The following is a 24,846-nucleotide window of genomic DNA, read 5'->3' as shown; positions in this document are numbered from 1 at the left end:
TATATATATAGTATAAACTTAAGTTTGTGAGTAATAGTGCTTCAGTTATGGACGACAAAAACACCGATTATGTTGCCCTTATACCTCAAGATGATAGTATTGAATACAAATTTGAAGAAGCTGTCAATTTTATAGAAAACAAGGTTATAAATGCTGACGGGTTAACTTTAGCAGAGGTATTTCAAGTGCTAGTTCAAATGCTAAATGGTGATCTAGAATTGGTAAAAAAAGTACTAGCATATGCTAATATTATGGCAAAGCATGGAATGAAGGTAGCAAAAGAGTCGCAATTAAGCAGAGCTGATGTTTGCCGAGCTTTGGAAGGTAAAGAAAGTGTTGTCAATAGACAAGATTTTATAAAGAAACCACCTCTTCCACCTGCTATAAAATCGACCAAAAAGAAAAGTAGAGGTCTTTAGATGGCTGAATCTATAAAAAAATTTACTGTACAATGTGACTTCAAAGGGCAAAGTTCACCTTTTGCAATATATATAGGAAATCCAAAAAGTGATGCTCATCCAATTCATCATCAAGATTCCTGGCTTGTAAAAGAACGTGGAGGGAATATCCCTAATAAAGTAAAAGAAAGTCTACAAAAATTATATAAATTATCTCAAGAAAATGGAGTCTCTTTCTCAGAGCTATGCGCGTATGCCATTACTGTGGTTAGTAATAATGATAAAAAAAGTGACTACAAGCAGTGAGATAGTTTAATCCCTCAATATTTCATTTATAGAGACTTTCGATCTCGTCTTTTCATCCACTTTTTTTACTATGACTGCACAATAGGTTGAAATGTTATTTTTAGATGGAATAGACCCTGGTATCACTACAGAATAAGGCGGCACTTCGCCATAAAATACCTTGCTAGTTTCTCTATCAATAATTTTTGTTGATGCCCCAATAAACACACCCATGCCAAGGACTGATCCTTCTCTCACTACCACACCCTCGGCCACCTCGCTACGTGCTCCAATAAAGCAATTATCTTCTATAATGACAGGTGAAGCTTGAATAGGCTCTAAAACTCCACCTATTCCCACTCCACCGGAAATATGGCAGTTTTTTCCTATTTGCGCACAGCTACCAATCGTTGACCAGGTATCTATCATTGTTCCTGAATCAACATATGCACCAACGTTGATAAAACTTGGCATTAGAACAACATTTGTACCTATATAAGCAGATCGGCGAACAAAACACCCAGGAACTGCTCTAATTTTTAACCGGCGAAATTTTTCCTCATTCCATTCACTAAACTTGTTACCGATCTTGTCAAACCAGCAATTGGTATTGTCTATTATTTTGCTTTCTTCAGTGAGAAAATGTAATAATATTGCCTGCTTTATCCACTTATGTACTACCCATTCTCCACTTGATAGCTTTTCTGCTACTCTAATTTTGCCACTATCAAGGAGCTCAATTACCTCTTTAATTGCTATTCTTGCTGTTTTCTTTAGATTACAGTCATTAAATTTTTCTCTATTTTTCCAAATATCTTTTATCTCACTCTGTGTTTTTTTTAGTTGCAAACCTTCCATTTGTTATATATATATTGATATTAAATTTATAGCTCGTATCATTTGGGCTTGTTACTACTTATATGTAAGTGCTATGAAAATACAATGTAATAGTTGTACTAAAACTTACTTAGTATCTCCTAAGCAAATTGGTGCGTCTGGAAGGAAGGTAAAATGTACGAACTGCAATCACATATGGCATGAATATCTAGAAGAAGTGTCAAACAAATCGCACTCTGCTAATATACAGGAAAAAAAAGTTAGTGGAAGGAATTTTTTACAAAATCTAGCATTTACCACTCTAGCTTTTGCAACAGCTACGGGGTTATGCGTCGTAATTGCTAATGGCATCTTTCCTAGAGAGATGAACAAAGCATACAAAACGATCAGTTCATATAAGGATTCAATAGGCTATAAATTAGGGTACAAAAAAGAACAAACAGAAAGTCCAAATGTAAAAAAACTTGCTGTAAATAAGTTTTATCAAGACTACCTTTTTTTATCTAATTTAAGATCTAGTTAAATAGGCATACCGATATCGGTATCCAGTTCCTCTAGTTATTCAGATGGTGCTTAGGGTGACAGAGTTTTAAAAATAAGTTATTTTTTAACAAAAAAGGCAGCTCATGAGTATTAAAATTGCACCTTCTATACTTTCAGCAGACTTTGCAAAATTAGGAGAAGAAGTAAGAAAAATTAGCGATTTAGGTGTAGATTACATACACATAGACGTTATGGATGGGAATTTCGTTCCAAATATTACAATTGGTCCTAGCGTTGTCTCTGCAATACGTAAATATAGCAATCTTCCTTTTGATGTGCATTTAATGGTCAAATCTCCTGGTAACCACATTGAAAGCTTTATAAATGCTGGTGCTGATATTATCACTGTACATGCAGAAGCAGAGATACATCTTGAGAGGTTGATAAGAAAGATAAAGTCATACAAAAATGTAAACGATGCAAAAAAACCGATTCAAGTTGGAGTTTCAATTGTTCCTTCAACTTTCCCAAGTGTGCTTGAATACATAATACATGAGCTAGATATTGTGCTGATTATGACAGTCAACCCTGGCTTTGGAGGGCAGGAATTTATTCATTCACAGTTGAACAAGATATCTACTATAAAAAAAATGATACAGGAGCATAATCTTAAAACACAAATTTCAGTAGATGGTGGAATTAACTTTTCTAACGCAGCTGATATAATAAAAGCAGGTGCAGATATTTTAGTTGCGGGATCGGCGATATTCAAGGCTGAAGATATTAAGAAGGCCGTAAACGATCTTAAAAATCCATCGTTGTGACCCTATATAGCTAAAGTGGCTTAGGTTTACCTACAATTTGAAAACAATAAATTCGTCATTTCGCTACTCGTTAGCGGAATCTATACCGCGAATGAATTGCGGTATGACGTAGGGAAACCTTTCTTGGGTTAGCTATAGCTAACACCACAATTGTACTAACATTGTGATTTGAGAACAACCTTCACCAGAAAGGGTGTCATTCCAGTGCTTGACACTGGAATGACGAGAGGTAACGCAAGAAGTTTACTCTTAATAAAAACCTGATGATGAATCATTATTACCAAATTTCGGCCTGTTTCTGTTGCTGAAACCAGAACGAGGACGAGGAGGCCTCTTATGGTGACTTCCTCCAGGTTTTCTATTAAATGAATTATTGTAATAATTATCCCTGTCATTTGGACCATCTTTCCTTTCCTCGTTGTAAAGCTCACCTTCAAAAAACTCTCCCGTCTCTTGATCAACCCGACGTCTTGACAACTTTGGACATCCACCTTTTTCGAAGTCAATTACTAGTGCTTTGAAAGTATCATCTTGTTTAAGTATGCTCTCTATAGAATCTATGTGTTCATTAGCTACTTCACTTATGTGCATTTTTCCTTTTTTGCCATTAAGAAATTCAAGCTCTACAATAGACTTCTCTATTCTTACAACCTTGACATCAACTATAGAACCTTGTTCTAGTTCTGTTATTGAATCAATCATCATACTCTTTGCAATTTCAGCTTCAGTGCCACTCGTGGCAAAAACAGAAACTTTACCATCATCTCCTATTTCAATTTTTGCATTACTTCTTTCACACACACTGCGTATATTTTTTCCTTTAGCACCAATAGCTGCAGAAATTTTATCTTTATCTATGTAAAATGATAACATTCTTGGTGCATGGTCTTTGACATCATCACTGTGTTCTGAAATTACTGCATTCATTTTTTCTAAAATATGTAATCTTCCAGCTTTTGCCTGTTCTAAAGATTTTTCAACAATTTCAAAGCTTATACCAGAAATTTTCATATCCATTTGTAGTACCGTAACCCCTTCACTAGTTCCTGCTACTTTAAAGTCCATATCACCAAGATAATCTTCATCACCCAATATATCGGAAAGTATCACATACTCGTCTTTATCTTTAATAAGGCCCATAGCAACTCCAGCAACAGGGGCCTTTATTGGCACACCCGTATCCATTAAAGCAAGAGAAGTCCCACAAACTGTTGCCATAGAAGAAGAACCATCAGACTCCAAAATTTCGGACACTACTCTTATTGTATAAGGAAATTCAGATTTATCGGGTAAAACAGGATGAATTGCTTTCCAAGCAAGTTTACCGTGACCAATTTCTCTTCTTCCAGGTGGACGTCCAGTAGAAATTTCTCCAACAGAAAAAGGAGGAAAATTATAATGTAACATAAAGTGCTCACGTCTATCCCCTTCAATATCATCCACGATTTGCTCATCTTGCGTAGTGCCAAGAGCAGTAACAACCAGCGCCTGAGTGTTACCTCTGGTAAACAACGCAGAACCGTGAGTCTTGGATAGAACATCAACTTCAATTTCTATCTGACGTATTTCATCATGCTTACGACCGTCTATCCTTACACCTTTCTTTCTAATTATTTCACGTACTAAAGATCTTTCAAAGTTTTTTACTGCATACGTAATTAACTTTTCGTCTTTTCCAGCTTCCTTAAGAGCATTCAATATATTATCTCTGATCGCTTCTAGAGCTTGAACTCGCTCTTGTTTTACTGTTTGTGAATATGCTTTCTCAAAATCTTTACCGTGTTTTTCAAGCTCTTGTGTTATATCTGATATATCAACAGGAGCAAAGCTTTCAGGTTTATTGCCAACTGTATCAGCAAACTCTTTTATGAGCTCAATGACAGGCTTAAGGTGTTCATGGCCAAATTTTATTGCATTAAAAACATTTTCTTCAGAGAGCTCTTTCACTTCTGATTCAACCATTAAAATTGAATTTTCATCACCAGACAAAAATAGATCCAAGCTGCTTGCTTTCATCTCTTGAACAGAAGGGTTGAGTATATAGTTATTATTTTCATCACAACCAACCATCACTCCAGCTATAGTAAAGTAAAAAGGAACACCAGAAATTGCAAGAGCTGCAACAGTACCAATCAATGCTGGCACTTCAGGAGGATTGACTGTATCATAAGTTAATAGATTGCACACCACACTAACTTCATCATTAAATCCTTCTGGAAATAGTGGTCTTATACTTCTATCTATTACTCTTGAGATTAAAGTTTCTCTATCAGATGGCTTGCCTTCTCTTTTAAAAAAGCCGCCAGGGATCTTACCTATGGCATAGCTTTTTGCGATAAACTGTACATTTAAAGGTAGGAAATCAACATTTTCTTCCTTCTTCTTACTTACAACGGTTACTAAAACAGAAGTATCACCGTAATTTACAACTACTGAACCATGAGCTTGGCGTGCTATTTTTCCTGTTTCTAAAGATAAGGCACGACCACCCCACTCTATAGATTTTTTTATAATTTTAAACATACTAAATTCCTCGATTATTTTCTAATGCCTAACTTCTCTATTAATTCCTGATAGGCTTCATTACCAAATTTACGCTTTATATAATTTAAGTGCTTGCGTCTTCTACCTATCAATATAAGTAAACCACGCTTAGAGTGATGGTCATGCTTGTGCACTTTAAAATGCTCAGTTAAATTACTGATCCTCTCGGTCAAAATTGCACATTGTACAAAAGATGAACCTGTATCATCTTCTTTAATTGCATATATATTTATCAAACTCTTTTTCTTTTCGGATGTTATCGACATCTAAACCTCATTTTAAATATTAAAAACACGAATAGGTTTCACACAACCATAAATAAAACTGCAGATTGCAATAGGTACACTACCCACTATCGTATAACAAGTATCATAATTCTTTAAATTACGCAAGTTATTTAATACAATTTCCTGACCTTTTCTGATTTTCCCCGCATCTTCTAACGCGAATTCTGGATTAAGGAAGGAAGAAAGTATAGGAAATAGAAGGCTTTTTGGATTTGATGGAATAGGAAATGAGAGTAGAAAAGATATGAACCAAAAAATTAACAGGGGATCTATGGCGAGTGTGTTCAATTTCTAGTCTATTTTTTAGGTAACCAAAAACAGTCTCAATGATAGACCTTTTTCTCAGTAAAATCTTCTCATTTAGCGAAATCAATGCATTTTTCATACCTTTTTTCACCTTGGTAACAAGTTTCAAACCTCGGTCAAACAGCTTCTGAAAAAGCTCTTTTGCAATATAACCTTTGTCACCAAACAAAAGGCCGGTTAATTTTTCCGTCAGATTTGGCACAGGTATCCTATCATCAACATTGCCTTTTGTTAGCGTAAGTGAATGAATTTCACCATTTTCATTGATTACCATATGTAATTTGAAACCAAAAAACCAGCCGTAAGTACTCTTGCTTAATTTTGCAATTCCAGCAAAAACTTTGTTTTTGGATATTCTTTTTGCATGACAAACTGCAATGGGAGTTGTGTCTATATATGAAATTCCAGTGTTTTCTGACTGTCCACAAAGCCAATGCAACAACATTGCTAAATGCCACAAAACCCTAGGCTTTAGAGCAACAAACCTGGTATATGAAGGCAACTTTGGAAACTCTGATTTGTAGAGCAACGTTAGGTAATGTAGATAGAAAGTTTTGAAATTTTTACACGGAGATTGTTGATATAGCAGGATTATTGTCATGATTTCGGAGTGCTCAATTTCCGTTGTTCTTGTGGGTTTTTTACCATTTGGCAGTAGTTTACCTGCAAAATTTTTCTCTATATCTCTGCAAAAATCATCGACCAAACAAAACAGTTTGTTATATCTTCCATGGTTAACCTCATCTGTTTTTTTATAACTGCTGAGTTTACCCTGTTTTCTTGCCTTTTCTATTCTCCTTTAATCCAGAATTCGCGTTTATAACAAGAACGGTCAGTGAATACCTAAATTTGAGTAAAAGAAATTTCACTACCACTCACTAATCCGGCTAAAATTCAAGAATTTCAATGCTTTAGCTATTTTCAATAGAATTAAATTTATTAATACAAATAACAAATTACTATTCTTAAATTTGATCAGATTGATTGCAAAAAAACAAGATTTTCAATAGGTTGCTTATAATCCTAACTATGTTAGCCTTTCATAGGTAGCGATGCAACAAAGCCATTCCAGTGTCAAGCACTGGAATGACACCATTTGCTGTGCAGTTTACCTTCAAGAATGAATGTTCGTACAGTTGTGCGCGGTATCTCAGCATAGATTCCGCTAACAAGTAGCGGAATGACGAATTTGTTGTTTTTCAAATTGTAGGCAAACCTAAGCCGCTTTAGCTATAAATCAATAAAAACTAATTTCTGCTTTTTTCAATAATTTTCTTTGCTTCTTCTACACCAACCCATTCTCCAACTGCTACTGTTTTTCCCTTTTCTAGATCTTTATAATGAGAAAAGAAATGAGCAATTTTATCTAGTAGGTTTTTAGATAAGTCAGAATAGTCCTTTATATTGTCATAATAGCTATCAACACTGGAAACAGGCACCGCTAATATCTTTTCATCTTCTCCTTTTTCATCTTTAGTGAGTAATGCGCCTATTGGACGCACCGATATTAAAACACTAGATGCTAAGGGAAATTGAGTTAGCACCAAAACATCCACAGGGTCACCATCACCTGCGCAGGTATTTGGTATAAACCCATAATTGCAAGGATAAGTCATTGAGGTAGACAAAAATCTGTCAACTTGTAACAACCCAAGCTCTTTATTAAATTCATACTTTACAGGCTCAGCATTTGCACTTATTTCAATTACCACATTCACCGCATTTGGTCCCGCTGTTATTTTACTTAAATCCATAAATTACCTCTTAACTTAAGAATAAGCATTATACAATATGTGCTTTTAAGTTGCTACATTTATGTAGTTCTAAGATTGTTTTGCATGGAGCTGTTCAAATTTTCATTCGTCATCTTATTGACTGTTGAAAGTGGTGGTTTCTGTGATAATTGAAATAAAGCATATACTATTACAATAGTAAGCACCGCACCAACTATCAGGTTAGTAAGGTTATCTTGTGGCAAAACATTTTTTATTGAGTTGAGCAATTTTTGCTCCATAAGGAAATAATCAGCAACATATAACCCAACAGATAATACAAACATACCCAAAATAAGTTTACAGACTGTGTTTTTATGGTCTTTTTCTTTTTTCTTGCTGACAATGAAATTTGGCCTACATTTATTCTCTTCTTGTGGCACTGAGTAGTATATATTTTTAGGGCTCGTTACTAATTGTTCAAATTCATCACTATTTTGGTTTTTTAACAGTTGCTCTAGGGTGTTTTTTGTATTTATAGGATATATTAATCCATCCATTTTTAATTCTTTCTCTTGTCGATCCACATTCTCATGGTTGATTGTATATTTGATGGTTCCATCTCTACTTGATAATCCGATCATGTGTAGTTTGCCAGCCAAGAACATTATATAGCTCTCTATTAACTGATTCTCACATATCTCTAATACTTCTCTTTTTACTGTTTTGTTAGATGACGAAAGTTCTTTATAGTGACCACCCAAAGAAAAGAACAATGCTATATCTTTATCTGCTTTTATGTCATGAATGGAATAATAGCTGCTGATAACGCACTTATTTAATGCAAATTCTCTGTCATATTTGTTTAATGTATTTCCTTCACTTAGTAACTTTCTAAGACCAATGAGTACTTTATTTTCAAAATCTTCTTCTGTTTTAAATATTGGTTCTCTCTTTGGACTTGCTAAGATGTTAAGTAAATCTAATTTACTTCCATCTACTACTTCATTTATATCTCTATTTAACTCAGACCCTTTAATAACTTCATATATTTTATCTATGACATCTTTAGTATTCAGGTTATTGTTTTCACTAAGTATCTTATAAGCTTGAGCATAAATTAAAAACAGCCCTTGTAGACTAAACTTTAAGTTAAAATATTCATCTAATGGCTCCACCTCTTTTTTAATGAATGCAGACAATCCAAAATGATTTCTGTGGTCCATACTACAATCTAAGTCAGCGTGTTGAAAGCTACCTAAAAAAATAAATAACGTCTCTAATAAATTACCCTTACCAACAATTTTTATTAGTTCTTCAATTTCCTTAACCATCCCTCAAACCTGCAATATAATAATTATCTTTATAGTATAAACGATATAGGATAAAATAGCAATAAATGTTATTAGACTTCTTGCATAACCCAAACTAAGTAGAAAAAGGTATCACCCAAGTAGCTGACACTGGTTCCTTTATGACGGCAGTGCCCTCTTCTTGTCATCCCAGTGCGTGACACTGGGATGGCTTTGTTGCATAGCAACCGAAAAAATCTGGTGGCTACTGACAAAATTCATTATAAATAACCATTTAACTGTTGAAGAAAAAATATGCCACAGAAAATGAAAGTCAGTAACCAAAACGAATATAACAAATTCCTTGAAAAAAGGGGAAATATTTTTCGTTACATCGATGAAGCTATCGAAAATTGGTATGAAAATAGTCCAAAAATGCAGGGCGGCAACTATATTTACAGTGATAAAGTCGTAATTTTGGTGCATATAATTGTCAATCTTTTTAGAATTGGTTTAAGACAAACGGTGGGGTTTATAAAAGGATATCTGCAACAAATAGGAAAAAATTTGGCAGTTATCAGCTATTCACAAGCATCAAGAAGGTTTAAAAAACTTAATATTAAGATAAATGATTGCAGGGTTGATAAAAGCAACATGGAAAATATTGAAATTATCATAGATAGCACAAGTATCAGCATTTACAGTAACACTCCTGGCCACAGTAAGGAAAACAGTGCAGATAGAAAGTACCGAAGCTACGAGCAAGTAAGAAAGTTACATGTTATGTTAAGTGTAAATAGTAAAAAAGCTATAGCTGCAAGATACAGTAATGGCTTCTACTCTGACCACTATGGAGCTTGCGATTTGCTTGAAGAAGTTAATTTTCAGCACAAAATAAAAGCATTATATGCAGATAGGGCATACGATAGGCACAAACTTTATAAATTGTGTAAGAAATACGATATAAAGACAAAAGTTCTACCAAAAAAGGATGCAGCAGAACATTCAAAAATAGATTATATGTCTGACAGAAATGCTGCTATTAACGCGAATTCTGGATTAAGGAAGGAAGAAAGTATAGGAAATAGAAGGCTTTTTGGATTTGATGGAATAGGAAATGAGAGTAGAAAAGATATGAACCAAAAAATTAACAGGGGATCTATGGCGAGTGTGTTCAATTTCTAGTCTATTTTTTAGGTAACCAAAAACAGTCTCAATGATAGACCTTTTTCTCAGTAAAATCTTCTCATTTAGCGAAATCAATGCATTTTTCATACCTTTTTTCACCTTGGTAACAAGTTTCAAACCTCGGTCAAACAGCTTCTGAAAAAGCTCTTTTGCAATATAACCTTTGTCACCAAACAAAAGGCCGGTTAATTTTTCCGTCAGATTTGGCACAGGTATCCTATCATCAACATTGCCTTTTGTTAGCGTAAGTGAATGAATTTCACCATTTTCATTGATTACCATATGTAATTTGAAACCAAAAAACCAGCCGTAAGTACTCTTGCTTAATTTTGCAATTCCAGCAAAAACTTTGTTTTTGGATATTCTTTTTGCATGACAAACTGCAATGGGAGTTGTGTCTATATATGAAATTCCAGTGTTTTCTGACTGTCCACAAAGCCAATGCAACAACATTGCTAAATGCCACAAAACCCTAGGCTTTAGAGCAACAAACCTGGTATATGAAGGCAACTTTGGAAACTCTGATTTGTAGAGCAACGTTAGGTAATGTAGATAGAAAGTTTTGAAATTTTTACACGGAGATTGTTGATATAGCAGGATTATTGTCATGATTTCGGAGTGCTCAATTTCCGTTGTTCTTGTGGGTTTTTTACCATTTGGCAGTAGTTTACCTGCAAAATTTTTCTCTATATCTCTGCAAAAATCATCGACCAAACAAAACAGTTTGTTATATCTTCCATGGTTAACCTCATCTGTTTTTTTATAACTGCTGAGTTTACCCTGTTTTCTTGCCTTTTCTATTCTCCTTTAATCCAGAATTCGCGTTTTTAGGTTAATAAAATTATATGGACAAGATGGTGTAAAAGAGTGGAAAAAGGAAGCAATTTATGGAAAGAGATCTTACATAGAAGGATTTTTCTCAAGGTTGAAGCAAGTATTTGGATTTAGCTTTAGGAATAAATCTGAAGTAAATCGTGAAAAAGAATTACTAATTAAGTGCTATTTGCTCAACAAATTCACTGATATTGGTATGGCTAAATTTGAAATCATTACATAAATTTGTCGTAAACCATCACTGCTTAAGTTGCTATGCAACAAAGCCATCCCAGTGTCACGCACTGGGATGACAAAGGTGAGCACTGGAATGACAGGGAAGAGAATACTGGATGACAGAAAAAAAGCACTTGGATGACAAAAGTTGGGCTACTTGGATGACAAGAAAGTGATAACCGACTTTTTGCCTAAAACAACTAAGAAAGAAACTTCTCATCAAGAGAACTTAAATATATACTAATTCTCTTATTTTTAAACGATTTCTCATCATGAATTGCACGATCAAAAACCTGAATTTGACTTGTTATAATGCTACAATTATTATTTGCAACTTCTAATACGCCACTATCAATTACAACCTTCTTTCCTGTTTGGTTACTCATTTTAACAGTAATCATACCAGGCAATAAATAAATTAAGTAAGGAGCATGGTGAGCTAAAATCATAAGCTCCCCTTCGAGCCCAGTTACTGAAAGAGAAACCACTCCACTGAATGAAATTTGATCGTCAGGAGAGAAAAATTGCACTTTAAAAGTATTCATAATCTTTAACTTTTATTTAGCTTCAGCTTGTATTAATTCAGCCTTTTTTATTGCTTCATCTACATTCCCCACCATATAAAAAGCAGCCTCTGGTAAGTGATCATATTTACCTTCAACAATCTCTTTAAAACTGGAAACAGTATCAGAAAGTGAAACAAATTTACCAGGCATACCAGTAAATATTTCTGCAACGTGAAAAGGTTGAGAAAGAAATTTCTGAATCTTACGAGCCCTATCAACAATAATTTTATCTTCATCAGATAGCTCATCCATACCAAGTATTGCGATAATATCTTGCAGTGATTTATAAGTTTGCAATATACGTTTCACCTCAGAAGCTACCTTATAATGTTCTTCACCAATGATTTCAGCAGATAAAGACTGAGAAGTTGAATCAAGTGGATCAACAGCAGGGTATATTCCCATTTCAGCTATTTGCCTTGACAACACTGTGGTGGCATCAAGATGAGAGAATGTAGTTGCTGGGGCTGGATCAGTTAAATCGTCCGCAGGAACATATATAGCTTGCACAGAAGTAATAGAGCCAGAAGTTGTTGAAGCTATTCTTTCTTGCATTGCACCCATATCAGTTGCAAGGGTTGGCTGATAACCAACAGCTGACGGTATTCTTCCAAGTAAAGCAGAAATTTCAGAACCAGCTTGTGTAAAACGGAAGATATTATCCACAAAAAACAGAACATCTTGGTTTTCACGGTCACGAAAATACTCTGCCATAGTAAGTGCTGTTAAAGCAACTCTAGCCCTTGCTCCAGGAGGCTCATTCATCTGACCATAAACCAAAACAGCTTGAGATTTTTCATGCTCATTTATATTTATTACATTTGAAGTGATCATCTCGTGATAAAGATCGTTACCTTCACGTGTTCTCTCCCCTACCCCGGCAAACACAGAAAATCCTTTATGAGCTTTTGCTATATTATTAATTAATTCCATTATCAGGACTGTTTTACCAACACCGGCTCCACCAAATAAGCCAATTTTTCCTCCTTTAAGATAAGGTGCAAGAAGATCTATAACTTTTATTCCCGTAACTAAAACTTCTTCCTGTATTCTCTGTTCAGTAAAACTTGGAGGTGCTCTGTGTATAGACTCTAAGTTATATTTTCCCTTCAGTGGACCACACTCATCTATAAGCTCTCCAACAACATTAAAAATCCTTCCTAAAGTTGAACGCCCAATTGGCACAGATATTGGTGCACCTGTATCAAAAAATTCATCCCCCCTTGACATGCCATCTGTGCTATCCATAGCAATACAACGAACTATATTGTCACCTATATGCTGCGAAACTTCTAAAACCAGCTCCTTATCCTTATATTTTAGTTTGCTTTTTAAAGCATTAAATATTTTAGGCAATTCACCTTCAAATTTTATATCAACAACTGCTTGAGTTACCTTAATCGCTCTACCTATATTCATCTCTTTACTTTTATCACCTAACACTAGAATTCCATAAAAGAACTTCTAAAGAAAATAAATCTTATATTATTAATAGAAATTTTGCAACATTAAAACGCTTACTAGTTACGCTTCATTACAAACAATGCAAATGCATTTAATAGCCAAGTAATAATAAACAATACTAAGCTAAGCGCATAAGCAGCAAGAGTTTGTACACTATTGAAATCCTGATCTCCGGTAAGTAATGTAGCGATCTGCACGGTAATGGTAGTAACTGAATTAAGAGGGTTAAAAGTCAAATTTGCGTTGATTCCCACAGCCATTAGCACAATCATTGTTTCACCTATCACTCTTGAAATTGACAATAAAATTGCACTTAAAATTGTAGGCATTGCATAAGGTATTGTTATATGCCATATAGTTTCCGCTGGAGTTGCGCCAAGTGCCATGAAGCCATAACGCAAGCTTTTTGGAACAGATCTTATGGCATCTTCGAGTAAAGAAATAATAAAAGGAAGAATCATTATCCCAATCGATAAACCGGCAACTAAGGCACTTTCTGAGTGTATACTTAAACCAAAAAAATTTGCTACCTGCTTTATAAAGAAAGACAAAAACACAACCGCGAAATATCCATATACAACCGTAGGAATAGCAGACAAAACTTGCAAAGTTGTATTAACAATATAACGCACTTTCTCACTCGCATATTCACTAATATATATTGCAGAAAATAAACCAAGCGGAACGACAACTAACATTGCTATAATAGTTATAAGTAATGTACCCACTAAAAGCGGCGCTATACCAAAACATCCTACCTTCTCTTCATTGATAGTGACTACATTGTGGCCCCATTTCAAGCAAAACAAGAATTCTGAAATAGCTACTTTATTAAAAAAATTAATGGATTGAATAAAAATAGATAGCATTATAAATAAAGTGATAAAAAATGATATGGCCAAAGCCACAAATAACGAAAGTTTTATTATCTTATTTCTTTTATTTTTAAAGATAAAAGCAAGCATAAAAAAAAGTAACGCTATAGAAATAAAAGTTACAAAACAATTATTATAGAGTACTAACAACCAAGTTAGCATCCATACACAACTAAGATATAGATAAGATTTAACCTTATTTACCTCTTGAAACCTACTAAGACAAAATAAAAGGATTAGTAGGACAGGTATGACTATCACCGAATTCATTTTCCCATGCATCAAATTTTATTCTACAAAAATGTCATACAAGTTCACCATCATTTGACAATAAAGTAAAACAATTTAAAATAAATAATTATATTAATATAAAAACAATGAAGAGAACATTTCAACCAAAAATTTTGATAAGAAAGCGCAGACATGGATTTCGTTCACGTATGGCAACAAGAGCTGGAAGAAAAATCCTTAATAGGCGCCGTTCATTAGGGTGTAACAAATTATGCGCATAGTAAGTATAAAAAAAAAGATTTTTCCTTTGCTTTCAAAAATAAGTTAGCACTCAGCAGTCTTTTTTATCGTGGGCTTTATATATCACTGTATGCTATAAAAGAAAGAGAACCTGAAAAGTACATTCATACTATTAGAGTAGGTCTGGCTATCAGTAAAAAAGCCGGAAAAGCAGCAAAAAGAAATAAAATAAAAAGGCAACTACGAATACTTGCTAAGATTAGCATTTTAAATATAAGCAATATAGGGCACTACTACATAATACTAACTCATAGAAACATTATGCAAGCAAGTTATAAAAACTTACAAAAAGATCTAACTATTTGCTTAAAAAAGATAAAATAAAAAAAAATTTCAATTAAGGTATTTACAACTATATTTTTTATGATAACATAAGTAAAATTTTTAAAATAAATTAATGGGTGTGGGTGTTTAATGGTAGAAAGTAGAAAAGAACAAGATAAAAATCTCAATATAAATACAAATAATGTTAAAGAAGATTTTTATGAATATAAAGAATCTAGTTATCGTACACAATGGGAATTAGCATTTGAGCAAAGTCAATACTTAGAGCAGAATAAGAATAAGCCTAGACCGCAATTATTAGATTTGAACATAGAAGCGACTTCTCGTAATAAAAGAATTATTAAAAGGCGGTAAAAAGAAATTTTTATAAACTTGGCGGCGACCTACTCTCCCTTTTCAAGTACCATCAGCGCTAAAAAGTTTCACTTCCGAGTTCGCGATGAGATCGGGTGGTTCATTTTTGCTATAGCCACCAAGTCAATAAAAATTTCTAACTTAACAATTTTAACTTAATATTTAACACTGCATACACACATATAGAAAGCAAATAAATCAATCAGGCTATTAGTACTAGTTAGCTTCACATGTTACCATGCTTCCACACCTAGCCTATCAACGTGGTAGTCTTCCACGGCCTTAATTGGGAAATCTTTTTGAAGAGGGTTTCTTGCTTATATGCTTTCAGCAATTATCCCATCTATACATAGCCACCCAGCGATGCTATTGGCATAACAGCTGGTACACCAGAGGTATATCCATCTCGGTCCTCTCGTACTAGAGTCAGACCTTCTCAAATTTCCTTCACCCACGGCAGATAGAAACCGAACTGTCTCACGACGTTCTAAACCCAACTCACGTATCACTTTAATCGGCGAACAGCCGAACCCTTGGGACCTTCTTCAGCCCCAGGATGTGATGAGTCGACATCGAGGTGCCAAACGGTGTCGTCGCTATGAACGCTCGAACACCATCAGCCTGTTATCCCCGGCGTACCTTTTATCCGTTGAGCGATGACCCTTCCATACAGAATCACCGGATCACTATGACCGACTTTCGTCTCTGCTTGGCTTGTCAGCCTCGCAGTCAGGCAAGCTTATGCCATTATACTATCAAGCTGATTTCCGACCAGCTCTAGCTTACCTTCGCACGCCTCCGTTACTTTTTAGGAGGCGACCGCCCCAGTCAAACTACCCACCATACAATGTCCTAGTTCCAGATAATGAAACATAGTTAGATATCAAAAGTGTAAAGGGTGGTATCTCAAGGTTGACTCCATTATAGCTAGCGCCATAACTTCAAAGTCTCCCACCTATCCTGCACATCACACTTTTAATAGCAATGTAAAGCTATAGTAAAGGTGCACGGGGTCTCTTCGTCTAACCGCGGGTACCCCGCATCTGCACGGGGAATTCAATTTCGCTGAAGTGATGTTGGAGACAGTGGAGAAATCGTTACGCCATTCGTGCGGGTCGGAACTTACCCGACAAGGAATTTCGCTACCTTAGGACCGTCAGTGTTACGGCCGCCGTTTACTGGGGCTTCAATTCGGAGCTTGCACCCTTCCTATTAACCTTCCAGCACCGGGCAGGCGTCAGACCCTATACTTCCACTTACGTGTTTGCAGAGTCCTGTGTTTTTAGTAAACAGTCGCTACTCCCTATTTTGTGCCACCTACTCATAGTTACCTAAAAGCAGGTTACCCTTCTTCCGAAGTTACAGGTATAATTTGCCGAGTTCCTTCAACATCATTCTTTCAACACCTTAGTATACTCTACTCATCCACCAGTGTCGGTTTGCGGTACGGCCTCATAAATATAAGTGCTATTTCCTGGAGCTTCTTTTAAGCATAGATCAATCCAATAAGATCTATACAAATACGAAACCCGTCACACTTAAGAGGTTTAGGAATATTAACCTAATTGCCATCGACTACTCCTTTACGGACTCGCCTTAGGAACCGACTAACCCTACGCAGATTAACTTAACGTAGGAACCCTTAGATTTTTGGTGAGAGTGTTTTTCACACTCTTTTACGCTACTTATGTCAGCATTCTCACTTCCGATATCTCCAGCAGTTTTCACAAACCACCTTCACAGACTTACGGAACGCTCCGCTACCGCACCTATTGATCGAAATCAATAAGCACTCACATCTTCGGTATACAGCTTTAGCCCCGGTACATTTTCGGCGCAGAAAAACTTATTTAGACAAGTGAGCTGTTACGCTTTCTTTAAAGGATGGCTGCTTCCAAGCCAACCTCCTAGCTGTAATGGTTTTTCTACTTCCTTCCCCACTTAGCTGTAATTTTGGGACCTTAGATAGTGATCTGGGTTGTTTCCCTTTCCACCACGGACTTAGCACCCGTAGTGTGCCTGCTGTATAATTAATTGTTGGTATTCGGAGTTTAGTTAGATTTGGTAAGACGGTGAATCCCCCTAGTCTATCCAGTGCTCTACCCCCAACAACATACATACAACGCTCTACCTAAATAGATTTCGCGGAGAACCAGCTATTTCCAAGTTTGATTGGCCTTTCACCCCTAATCACAACTCATCCAATAATGTTGCAACATTAACTGGTTCGATCCTCCAGTGTGTTTTACCACACCTTCAACCTGGTCATGACTAGATCACTTGGTTTCGGGTCTAATCCATAAAACTAAAACGCCCTATTCAGACTTGCTTTCGCTACGCCTACACCTAACGGCTTAAGCTTGCTTCATAGATTAACTCGCTGACCCATTATGCAAAAGGTACGCTGTCACTCTAAATATCAATAAATTGATATAGAGCTCCAACTGTTTGTAAGCACTTGATTTCAGATTCTATTTCACTCCCCTCCCGGGGTTCTTTTCACCTTTCCCTCACGGTACTTGTTCACTATCGGTCGTTAAGGAGTATTTAGGCTTGGAGGATGGTCCCCCCATATTCAAACAGGATTTCACGTGCCCCGCTCTACTCAAGGATTTAAAAACTTTCTACTTATACAGGACTATCACCTTCTATGGTTACTATTTCCAGAGTATTCTAATTCTTATTCTTAAATCACTAGCCTTTTCCGCTTTCGCTCGTCACTACTAACAGAATCTCGGTTGATTTCTTTTCCTTTGGCTACTTAGATATTTCAGTTCACCAAGTTTGCTTTACATACTTAGTATGTAATAACTAGCTTAGCTAGTTGGGTTTCCCCATTCGGAAATCTGCGGATCAAAATTTGTTGACAATTCCCCACAGCTTATCGCAGCCTGCCACGTCCTTCATCGCCTCTTAACGCCAAGGCATCCATCAAGTGCTCTTAATAATTTATTTATCCGACTATATGTAGAATATGCAGAGTTAAATATTATTAAAATTGAATTGAGATTAAATTAATCTCTACCATAAAACTTGTCAAACATCTAAAAACTAAATTAATCTTTTATATATTATAACCTAACAAATAATATGTCAACGCCTTTTTGCACAAAACATTTACTTATATTATCAACAACAATATACTAGCAATCCTAAACAGTACAATCTGAGAAATATGCGGTAAACTTATATATACAGTAAAAATTAATGAAAAAGATATTTTGTAAGATAAAATGTGTTAAAATCAATTGCCTAAAAATGATAATGAACATTCGGAGTATTTCTAATGTATGAAAAGTAATCTCTCTTTTATAAAAAACGTTGCTTTAAATTGTATGTCTAAGCTCATTGGCGTATTAAATATTAAGAAAGTAAAACACTTCATTGTGAACAAATATAATACTCTTGATAAAGAAATGACAGTGCTTCTTGAAAAATCTAAAAACCTGTTAAATACCAACATTGAAATCGGTTTATATCACTTTTATAAAGGCAGCATATCAGATGCAAAGTTACGATTTTGGTTAATTAGCATATTTTACCCCCATCTACCTATAGTCTGGTATAACATCGGAAGGTGTCATTTTGCGGTAGGAAATACTAACAAAGCTTATAATTATTTAACAAAGACACTAAAATTAGATAGTGACCACGAGGAGGCGTCTTACTATATAAAAAAAATGACAAACTCAGCGCCTATTACAGAATTGCCAAAAAACCTCATAAGACAATATTTTGATTATACAGGTGAATATTTTGTTGAGCATTGGTTGATTGCTAAACAGTATAAAGGGCATGAACTTGTACATATGATAATTACAAAAATCTTCAACAACTCCACTTCTGAGCTCAATATACTTGACCTTGGTTGTGGAACTGGAATATGTGGTCATTTCTTGAAAATAAATAGTATTGGAAACCACATAACAGGAATTGACATTTCAAGTAGAATGCTAAATATTGCAAGAGGATGCTTTATAAAAGGTAAGCCTGTTTACAATGAATTAATACATATGGAAATGAAAGAGTTTCTTAAACAAGAGAAAAACCAGCAGTATGATGTAATTATCTTTGCTGAAGTGCTACATTATCTACATGACTTTCAAGAAGAGTTGGAATTAGCAAAAAGATCTACGAGCAAAAAAGGAGTTATTGTATGTTTAATAAGAAGAAAGGAAGGTGAAGGTATTGACTTTGTAAACAAAGGAGACTATTTTCGTCATTCAGAAAGTTATGTTCAACATGTTGCAAAAGAAATAAATATGCAAATAAGTTATATGAGTTACTGTAAAATATATGGCAGTCAGGTTGACTGTATCTTGTTTGCATTACAGCATCAACAAGAAAATCCGAAAAACCTAACTTAAAAATCGCTCAAAGTGGCTTTTAAGTATCTATATATAATAAAAGAATAAAAGGAATTTTATGAATAACATTACTATTAATTACGCAAAGGATAGCAAATTAACCGATTTTGGAAAAGCAGTTCTATCAGACAGGTATTTAATAGAAAATGAAAGTTATCAAGACCTCTTCATACGTATTGCCAATTACTACTCTGATAATAAAGAACATGCGCAGCGTCTTTATGACTACATGAGCAACTTGTGGTTCATGCCTTCAACACCAATACTCAGCAATGGTGGCACTAAGAGAGGGTTACCTATCTCTTGCTTTCTTAATGAAACCGAAGACAGCTTGCAGGGAATAGTTGACTTATGGAATGAAAATGTTTGGCTTGCTGCACGTGGAGGAGGCATAGGTAGTTATTGGGGAAATTTACGTTCAATTGGTGAGAGTGTAAAAGGCAGTGGTAAAACATCAGGAATTGTTCCATTTATTGTAGTGCAAAATGCTCTAACGCTTGCAATTAGTCAGGGATCCTTAAGGCGAGGAAGTTCAGCAGTTTATCTTCCTGTATTCCATCCGGAGATAGAAGAGTTTCTGGATTTACGTAAGCCAACAGGCGGTGACCCAAATCGCAAAGCGTTAAATATACATCATGCTGTAATAGTAACAGATAAATTTATGCAGGCTGTTGAGAATGATCAAGAATGGAATTTAATAAGCCCTCACAACAATAAGGTTATTTCAACTGTAAAAGCGCGGGATATATGGATCAAAATACTAACAGCAAGAGTTGAAACTGGAGAACCTTACATTATTTTCCTTGATGCAACAAATAACAATAAGCCAGAATCTTACAAAAAGCTCAACTTAGACATCAAGATGTCAAATCTATGCAGTGAAATAACTTTAACCACAGGTTATGATCACCTGAATAAGTCACGCACTGCTGTGTGTTGTCTATCATCCGTAAATCTTGAGTACTACGAAGAATGGAAAGACAATAAACTCTTCATAGAAGATATAATGCGTTTCCTTGATAATGTATTGGAAGATTTTATAAATAAAGCACCGAATGAAATGCAGCGAGCAAAATATTCTGCAGCCAGAGAACGCAGTATTGGTCTTGGTGTGATGGGTTTTCATTCATTTTTACAAAGCAAAATGGTTCCTTTTGAATCAGTAACAGCACAACAATGGAATAAAAAAATATTTAAGTATTTACGCAAGCAAGCAGATATAGTTTCTAAAAAATTGGCAGAAGAAAAGGGGGCATGTCCTGATGCCAAAGAAGTTGATCTAATGGAAAGGTTTACACACAAGCTCGCTATTGCTCCTACTGCCTCGATCTCCATTATTGCAGGCAATACCTCTCCTGGAATAGAACCATATGCAGCAAACGTATTCATACAAAAGACACTTACAGGCTCATTTGTAGTGCGAAATAAATTCTTGCAAAAACTATTAGCAGAAAAAAATCAAGACAATGATAAAGTATGGTCTTCAATTTCAACAAATGAGGGTTCCGTTCAGCATTTAGATTTTCTTAGTGAGCATGAAAAATTGAAATTTAAAACAGCGTACGAGCTTGACCAAAGATGGATTATAGAACATGCAAGTGATAGAACTTCGTATATTTGCCAGTCTCAATCAGTAAATCTGTTCTTACCTGCCAACGTACATAAACGTTACTTGCACAAAATACACATGCTTGCTTGGAAAAAAGGATTGAAGAGCTTATATTACTGCAGATCACAATCAATGCAGAGAGCTGACAAGGTTTCGCATGACATATTCAAAAAAAGTGAAATATTGCAACAAAAAACAGATATTGACTACGATGAATGTTTGTCATGCCAATAGTGACCTTATTCAGAAAAAGTAGAGAGAAAGTTAAGACGTTTTTGGAGTAAAATAAAACGTTTTTTCAAAATATGGCAAATAGAAGAGAATAGAAACAAAAACTTGCTTGACACCCTCCGCCAGCCCCCTTATCATGAAACTGAAGGTATTCAGTTATCTTCATCTGTGAAGATTAAACAGCAAGAAAACAACGTAGTTGGCGTCTTATTTTTAATTTTTTGCACTATGTGCACCTTATGTCTTCACAATATTTCTAGGTTTTTACCTATATAAGCTGAAACGCGCTTATAAGTCGTTTAAGACAGTATAGTACGCCAATTTGCAGGATTAAAGAGTGACAACTAGCTAACACGGGATTTCTTTTGCCTTTTTTTCTGTTTAGTAAATTTCTTAAACATTTAAACTAAGGTGAGTTGCATTTAAAAGCAGCTAAATTGCAGTGTTTAAGACTTTAAAAAACGCCAATACTGAAAATAGACAATGACTAGGGCTTCTTTTGCCTTTTTTTTTATTTGGTAAATTTCTTAATGTTTATAGCTAAAAACGCGAATTCTGGATTAAGGAAGGAAGAAAGTATAGGAAATAGAAGGCTTTTTGGATTTGATGGAATAGGAAATGAGAGTAGAAAAGATATGAACCAAAAAATTAACAGGGGATCTATGGCGAGTGTGTTCAATTTCTAGTCTATTTTTTAGGTAACCAAAAACAGTCTCAATGATAGACCTTTTTCTCAATAAAATCTTCTCATTTAGCGAAATCAATGCATTTTTCATACCTTTTTTCACCTTGGTAACAAGTTTCAAACCTCGGTCAAACAGCTTCTGAAAAAGCTCTTTTGCAATATAACCTTTGTCACCAAACAAAAGGCCGGTTAATTTTTCCGTCAGATTTGGCACAGGTATCCTATCATCAACATTGCCTTTTGTTAGCGTAAGTGCATGAATTTCACCATTTTCATTGATTACCATATGTAATTTGAAACCAAAAAACCAGCCGTAAGTACTCTTGCTTAATTTTGCAATTCCAGCAAAAACTTTGTTTTTGGATATTCTTTTTGCATGACAAACTGCAATGGGAGTTGTGTCTATATATGAAATTCCAGTGTTTTCTGACTGTCCACAAAGCCAATGCAACAACATTGCTAAATGCCACAAAACCCTAGGCTTTAGAGCAACAAACCTGGTATATGAAGGCAACTTTGGAAACTCTGATTTGTAGAGCAACGTTAGGTAATGTAGATAGAAAGTTTTGAAATTTTTACACGGAGATTGTTGATATAGCAGGATTATTGTCATGATTTCGGAGTGCTCAATTTCCGTTGTTCTTGTGGGTTTTTTACCATTTGGCAGTAGTTTACCTGCAAAATTTTTCTCTATATCTCTGCAAAAATCATCGACCAAACAAAACAGTTTGTTATATCTTCCATGGTTAACCTCATCTATTAATCCAGAATTCGCGTTTAAAGAAAACAAATAATATTATAGATCCGACCCAAACCGAGGTTATAACTGTATGTGACAGAGAAGCAGATATACATGATTTTTTTGAACTTGCACATAATCTTAACTCAGCAATTTTAGTAAGAGCTCGTCACAACAGAAATGTAAATAAAAAATTTATGCATACCAGGAATAAGCAAAAATTATGGTCATTTATCCAAGGCCTTTCTTACGCGAATTCTGGATTAAAGGAGAATAGAAAAGGCAAGAAAACAGGGTAAACTCAGCAGTTATAAAAAAACAGATGAGGTTAACCATGGAAGATATAACAAACTGTTTTGTTTGGTCGATGATTTTTGCAGAGATATAGAGAAAAATTTTGCAGGTAAACTACTGCCAAATGGTAAAAAACCCACAAGAACAACGGAAATTGAGCACTCCGAAATCATGACAATAATCCTGCTATATCAACAATCTCCGTGTAAAAATTTCAAAACTTTCTATCTACATTACCTAACGTTGCTCTACAAATCAGAGTTTCCAAAGTTGCCTTCATATACCAGGTTTGTTGCTCTAAAGCCTAGGGTTTTGTGGCATTTAGCAATGTTGTTGCATTGGCTTTGTGGACAGTCAGAAAACACTGGAATTTCATATATAGACACAACTCCCATTGCAGTTTGTCATGCAAAAAGAATATCCAAAAACAAAGTTTTTGCTGGAATTGCAAAATTAAGCAAGAGTACTTACGGCTGGTTTTTTGGTTTCAAATTACATATGGTAATCAATGAAAATGGTGAAATTCATTCACTTACGCTAACAAAAGGCAATGTTGATGATAGGATACCTGTGCCAAATCTGACGGAAAAATTAACCGGCCTTTTGTTTGGTGACAAAGGTTATATTGCAAAAGAGCTTTTTCAGAAGCTGTTTGACCGAGGTTTGAAACTTGTTACCAAGGTGAAAAAAGGTATGAAAAATGCATTGATTTCGCTAAATGAGAAGATTTTACTGAGAAAAAGGTCTATCATTGAGACTGTTTTTGGTTACCTAAAAAATAGACTAGAAATTGAACACACTCGCCATAGATCCCCTGTTAATTTTTTGGTTCATATCTTTTCTACTCTCATTTCCTATTCCATCAAATCCAAAAAGCCTTCTATTTCCTATACTTTCTTCCTTCCTTAATCCAGAATTCGCGTTCTTGCACTGGAAAAGTAGAAGTTGAAATCCCTGCTAGAGATAATAAGCAAAAAAGGACAGCATTTCTAGAAATTAGATTCGGAAAATTTATGATGAGTCCACATGAAAGCCATATAAAATGTAAAGAAGGTCACATAAAATATAAACCGACAGCATTATTCAGTCTACAACTTCACGCAATTCATGTTGTTGAAAGAAATTCTCCTCCAGGAGCAAGTCCGCTAGAGTGGATGCTTTTAACAAATCTTTCGGTCAGTACTTTTGAAGAAGCTGTTGAAAAAGTTAGTTGGTATTGTTTGAGATGGAAAATAGAGATATTGCATAAGATTTTAAAATCTGGTCTCAAAGTTGAGGAATGTAGGCTTGGAACAGCAGAAAGATTAATGAGGTATTTAACAGTCATGAGCATTATTGCTTGGAGAATTTTCTTTATTACATCAATTGCAAGAACTAACCCAACATTACCATGTACTGGCTTATTAGCTGAGGAAGAATGGAAAGTTTTATATGTTAAAATACACAAAAAACCATGTCCAAGTATAGCCCCTACTATAAAAGAAGCCGTTTCGTGGATTGCTCAACTTGGAGGTTATTTAGCAAGAAAAAGCGACCAAAAACCAGGACCAATTACTCTTTGGAAAGGATGGAGACGTCTCTTTGATCTAGCAGAAGGATGGAGACTTGCTCATGAACCCCATATTTGTGGGTAATAGTAA

The 24,846-nt window shown here is 35.1% G+C and carries 20 protein-coding genes, 2 rRNA genes and 4 pseudogenes; 13 read left to right on the top strand and 13 right to left on the bottom strand.

Translation table 11 applies throughout. The annotated features are described in order from the left end of the window. Positions 1 to 47: 47 nt before the first annotated feature. Complete coding sequence (locus AAGD95_RS02435) at positions 48 to 419, top strand: hypothetical protein (RefSeq protein WP_264338774.1); 372 nt, start codon at positions 48 to 50, stop codon at positions 417 to 419. Beyond that, positions 420 to 704, top strand: a complete 285-nt coding sequence (locus AAGD95_RS02430; protein WP_341818737.1) for a DUF2610 domain-containing protein — start codon at positions 420 to 422, stop codon at positions 702 to 704. 6 nt (positions 705 to 710) lie between these two features. Here AAGD95_RS02430 and dapD read toward each other — a convergent pair whose 3' ends face one another. After that, positions 711 to 1,541, bottom strand: a complete 831-nt coding sequence (gene dapD, locus AAGD95_RS02425) for a 2,3,4,5-tetrahydropyridine-2,6-dicarboxylate N-succinyltransferase (protein WP_265025805.1) — start codon at positions 1,539 to 1,541, stop codon at positions 711 to 713. Positions 1,542 to 1,614: 73 nt separating this feature from the next. On the opposite strand from dapD, the gene AAGD95_RS02420 reads away from it, so the two are divergent. Together AAGD95_RS02420 and rpe are read left to right on the top strand one after the other, a co-directional pair. Then, positions 1,615 to 2,043, top strand: coding sequence for a zinc-ribbon domain-containing protein (locus AAGD95_RS02420; protein ID WP_265025804.1), 429 nt, complete (start codon positions 1,615 to 1,617; stop codon positions 2,041 to 2,043). A 103-nt stretch (positions 2,044 to 2,146) separates the two neighbouring features. Further along, positions 2,147 to 2,827 carry a ribulose-phosphate 3-epimerase gene (rpe, locus tag AAGD95_RS02415; protein WP_341818736.1) on the top strand — a complete coding sequence of 227 codons (681 nt, stop codon included), beginning with the start codon at positions 2,147 to 2,149 and terminating at the stop codon, positions 2,825 to 2,827. Between the two features lie 249 nt (positions 2,828 to 3,076). On the opposite strand, the gene pnp is transcribed toward rpe, so the two are convergent. The 5 genes from pnp to AAGD95_RS02390 all read right to left on the bottom strand — a co-directional run bounded on the left by pnp (position 3,077) and on the right by AAGD95_RS02390 (position 9,010). After that, positions 3,077 to 5,350 carry a polyribonucleotide nucleotidyltransferase gene (pnp, locus tag AAGD95_RS02410; protein ID WP_341818735.1) on the bottom strand — a complete coding sequence of 758 codons (2,274 nt, stop codon included), beginning with the start codon at positions 5,348 to 5,350 and terminating at the stop codon, positions 3,077 to 3,079. Between the two features lie 14 nt (positions 5,351 to 5,364). Continuing rightward, positions 5,365 to 5,637: a 30S ribosomal protein S15 gene (rpsO, locus tag AAGD95_RS02405; RefSeq protein WP_006279944.1), complete on the bottom strand. Its 273-nt coding sequence runs from the start codon at positions 5,635 to 5,637 to the stop codon at positions 5,365 to 5,367. 190 nt (positions 5,638 to 5,827) lie between these two features. Next, complete coding sequence (locus tag AAGD95_RS02400) at positions 5,828 to 6,679, bottom strand: IS982 family transposase (RefSeq protein ID WP_410542088.1); 852 nt, start codon at positions 6,677 to 6,679, stop codon at positions 5,828 to 5,830. Positions 6,680 to 7,211: 532 nt separating this feature from the next. Further along, the gene (gene ppa / locus AAGD95_RS02395) at positions 7,212 to 7,718 is read right to left on the bottom strand and encodes an inorganic diphosphatase (RefSeq protein ID WP_264731982.1); all 507 of its coding nucleotides are present in this window, start codon (positions 7,716 to 7,718) and stop codon (positions 7,212 to 7,214) included. Positions 7,719 to 7,777: 59 nt separating this feature from the next. After that, positions 7,778 to 9,010, bottom strand: a complete 1,233-nt coding sequence (locus AAGD95_RS02390; RefSeq protein ID WP_341818734.1) for a hypothetical protein — start codon at positions 9,008 to 9,010, stop codon at positions 7,778 to 7,780. Positions 9,011 to 9,283: 273 nt separating this feature from the next. Between AAGD95_RS02390 and AAGD95_RS02385 the strand changes: the two are divergent. Continuing rightward, positions 9,284 to 9,997, top strand: a pseudogene (locus AAGD95_RS02385) (transposase); the annotation flags it as partial. Between the two features lie 30 nt (positions 9,998 to 10,027). On the opposite strand, the gene AAGD95_RS02380 reads toward AAGD95_RS02385, so the two are convergent. Then, the gene (locus AAGD95_RS02380) at positions 10,028 to 10,879 is read right to left on the bottom strand and encodes an IS982 family transposase (RefSeq protein WP_410542088.1); all 852 of its coding nucleotides are present in this window, start codon (positions 10,877 to 10,879) and stop codon (positions 10,028 to 10,030) included. Positions 10,880 to 11,081: 202 nt separating this feature from the next. Between AAGD95_RS02380 and AAGD95_RS02375 the strand changes: the two genes are divergently transcribed. After that, complete coding sequence (locus AAGD95_RS02375) at positions 11,082 to 11,213, top strand: hypothetical protein (protein ID WP_265015624.1); 132 nt, start codon at positions 11,082 to 11,084, stop codon at positions 11,211 to 11,213. 193 nt (positions 11,214 to 11,406) lie between these two features. Here the strand turns inward: AAGD95_RS02375 and AAGD95_RS02370 are convergent, their stop codons facing one another. The 3 genes from AAGD95_RS02370 to pstC all read right to left on the bottom strand — a co-directional run bounded on the left by AAGD95_RS02370 (position 11,407) and on the right by pstC (position 14,381). Beyond that, positions 11,407 to 11,751, bottom strand: coding sequence for a F0F1 ATP synthase subunit epsilon (locus AAGD95_RS02370; protein WP_341818733.1), 345 nt, complete (start codon positions 11,749 to 11,751; stop codon positions 11,407 to 11,409). Between the two features lie 12 nt (positions 11,752 to 11,763). Continuing rightward, positions 11,764 to 13,191, bottom strand: coding sequence for a F0F1 ATP synthase subunit beta (gene atpD / locus AAGD95_RS02365; protein ID WP_265026639.1), 1,428 nt, complete (start codon positions 13,189 to 13,191; stop codon positions 11,764 to 11,766). Between the two features lie 101 nt (positions 13,192 to 13,292). Further along, positions 13,293 to 14,381 (bottom strand): phosphate ABC transporter permease subunit PstC, encoded by a 1,089-nt coding sequence (gene pstC / locus AAGD95_RS02360; protein ID WP_265035377.1) that lies wholly within the window; start codon positions 14,379 to 14,381, stop codon positions 13,293 to 13,295. Positions 14,382 to 14,488: 107 nt separating this feature from the next. On the opposite strand from pstC, the gene rpmH reads away from it, so the two are divergent. Both rpmH and rnpA read left to right on the top strand, forming a co-directional pair. After that, positions 14,489 to 14,623, top strand: coding sequence for a 50S ribosomal protein L34 (rpmH, locus tag AAGD95_RS02355; protein ID WP_341818732.1), 135 nt, complete (start codon positions 14,489 to 14,491; stop codon positions 14,621 to 14,623). A gap of 67 nt (positions 14,624 to 14,690) precedes the next feature. Beyond that, a pseudogene (gene rnpA, locus AAGD95_RS02350) lies at positions 14,691 to 14,966 on the top strand (ribonuclease P protein component); the annotation flags it as partial. A 331-nt stretch (positions 14,967 to 15,297) separates the two neighbouring features. On the opposite strand, the gene rrf reads toward rnpA, so the two are convergent. Both rrf and AAGD95_RS02340 read right to left on the bottom strand, forming a co-directional pair. Continuing rightward, positions 15,298 to 15,404 (bottom strand): 5S ribosomal RNA (rrf, locus tag AAGD95_RS02345). A gap of 66 nt (positions 15,405 to 15,470) precedes the next feature. Further along, positions 15,471 to 18,236, bottom strand: a 23S ribosomal RNA gene (locus AAGD95_RS02340). A gap of 335 nt (positions 18,237 to 18,571) precedes the next feature. Here AAGD95_RS02340 and AAGD95_RS02335 point away from each other — a divergent pair. Then, positions 18,572 to 19,648: a methyltransferase domain-containing protein gene (locus AAGD95_RS02335; RefSeq protein WP_341818731.1), complete on the top strand. Its 1,077-nt coding sequence runs from the start codon at positions 18,572 to 18,574 to the stop codon at positions 19,646 to 19,648. A gap of 58 nt (positions 19,649 to 19,706) precedes the next feature. After that, on the top strand, positions 19,707 to 21,491 hold the full coding sequence (locus AAGD95_RS02330; RefSeq protein WP_341818730.1) for a ribonucleoside-diphosphate reductase subunit alpha: 1,785 nt from the start codon (positions 19,707 to 19,709) through the stop codon (positions 21,489 to 21,491). A 557-nt stretch (positions 21,492 to 22,048) separates the two neighbouring features. Here the strand turns inward: AAGD95_RS02330 and AAGD95_RS02325 are convergent. After that, on the bottom strand, positions 22,049 to 22,933 hold the full coding sequence (locus AAGD95_RS02325; RefSeq protein WP_410542090.1) for an IS982 family transposase: 885 nt from the start codon (positions 22,931 to 22,933) through the stop codon (positions 22,049 to 22,051). 17 nt (positions 22,934 to 22,950) lie between these two features. Between AAGD95_RS02325 and AAGD95_RS02320 the strand changes: the two are divergent. The 3 genes and pseudogenes from AAGD95_RS02320 to AAGD95_RS02310 all read left to right on the top strand — a co-directional run. Beyond that, positions 22,951 to 23,151: pseudogene (locus tag AAGD95_RS02320) on the top strand (IS4 family transposase); the annotation flags it as partial. A gap of 112 nt (positions 23,152 to 23,263) precedes the next feature. Next, a complete protein-coding gene (locus AAGD95_RS02315) occupies positions 23,264 to 24,115 on the top strand; it encodes an IS982 family transposase (protein ID WP_410542088.1) in 852 nt (283 codons plus the stop codon). A 17-nt stretch (positions 24,116 to 24,132) separates the two neighbouring features. Continuing rightward, a pseudogene (locus AAGD95_RS02310) lies at positions 24,133 to 24,840 on the top strand (IS4 family transposase); the annotation flags it as partial. Positions 24,841 to 24,846 lie beyond the last annotated feature (6 nt).

The sequence above is a fragment of the Wolbachia endosymbiont (group B) of Ennomos erosarius genome (assembly GCF_964026905.1).
In the GTDB taxonomy this organism is placed as follows: Bacteria; Pseudomonadota; Alphaproteobacteria; order Rickettsiales; family Anaplasmataceae; genus Wolbachia.
This window is presented reverse-complemented; position numbering and strand designations above follow the sequence as displayed.

Excerpts from the sequence above, each read along its gene's own strand:
- AAGD95_RS02435 (WP_264338774.1), top strand. The coding sequence starts at position 48 with ATGGACGACAAAAACACCGATTATGTTGCCCTTATACCTCAAGATGAT.
- AAGD95_RS02430 (WP_341818737.1), top strand. The coding sequence starts at position 420 with ATGGCTGAATCTATAAAAAAATTTACTGTACAATGTGACTTCAAAGGG.
- dapD (WP_265025805.1), bottom strand. The coding sequence starts at position 1,541 with ATGGAAGGTTTGCAACTAAAAAAAACACAGAGTGAGATAAAAGATATT.
- AAGD95_RS02420 (WP_265025804.1), top strand. The coding sequence starts at position 1,615 with ATGAAAATACAATGTAATAGTTGTACTAAAACTTACTTAGTATCTCCT.
- rpe (WP_341818736.1), top strand. The coding sequence starts at position 2,147 with ATGAGTATTAAAATTGCACCTTCTATACTTTCAGCAGACTTTGCAAAA.
- pnp (WP_341818735.1), bottom strand. The coding sequence starts at position 5,350 with ATGTTTAAAATTATAAAAAAATCTATAGAGTGGGGTGGTCGTGCCTTA.
- rpsO (WP_006279944.1), bottom strand. The coding sequence starts at position 5,637 with ATGTCGATAACATCCGAAAAGAAAAAGAGTTTGATAAATATATATGCA.
- ppa (WP_264731982.1), bottom strand. The coding sequence starts at position 7,718 with ATGGATTTAAGTAAAATAACAGCGGGACCAAATGCGGTGAATGTGGTA.
- AAGD95_RS02390 (WP_341818734.1), bottom strand. The coding sequence starts at position 9,010 with ATGGTTAAGGAAATTGAAGAACTAATAAAAATTGTTGGTAAGGGTAAT.
- AAGD95_RS02370 (WP_341818733.1), bottom strand. The coding sequence starts at position 11,751 with ATGAATACTTTTAAAGTGCAATTTTTCTCTCCTGACGATCAAATTTCA.
- atpD (WP_265026639.1), bottom strand. The coding sequence starts at position 13,191 with ATGAATATAGGTAGAGCGATTAAGGTAACTCAAGCAGTTGTTGATATA.
- pstC (WP_265035377.1), bottom strand. The coding sequence starts at position 14,381 with ATGAATTCGGTGATAGTCATACCTGTCCTACTAATCCTTTTATTTTGT.
- rpmH (WP_341818732.1), top strand. The coding sequence starts at position 14,489 with ATGAAGAGAACATTTCAACCAAAAATTTTGATAAGAAAGCGCAGACAT.
- AAGD95_RS02335 (WP_341818731.1), top strand. The coding sequence starts at position 18,572 with ATGAAAAGTAATCTCTCTTTTATAAAAAACGTTGCTTTAAATTGTATG.
- AAGD95_RS02330 (WP_341818730.1), top strand. The coding sequence starts at position 19,707 with ATGAATAACATTACTATTAATTACGCAAAGGATAGCAAATTAACCGAT.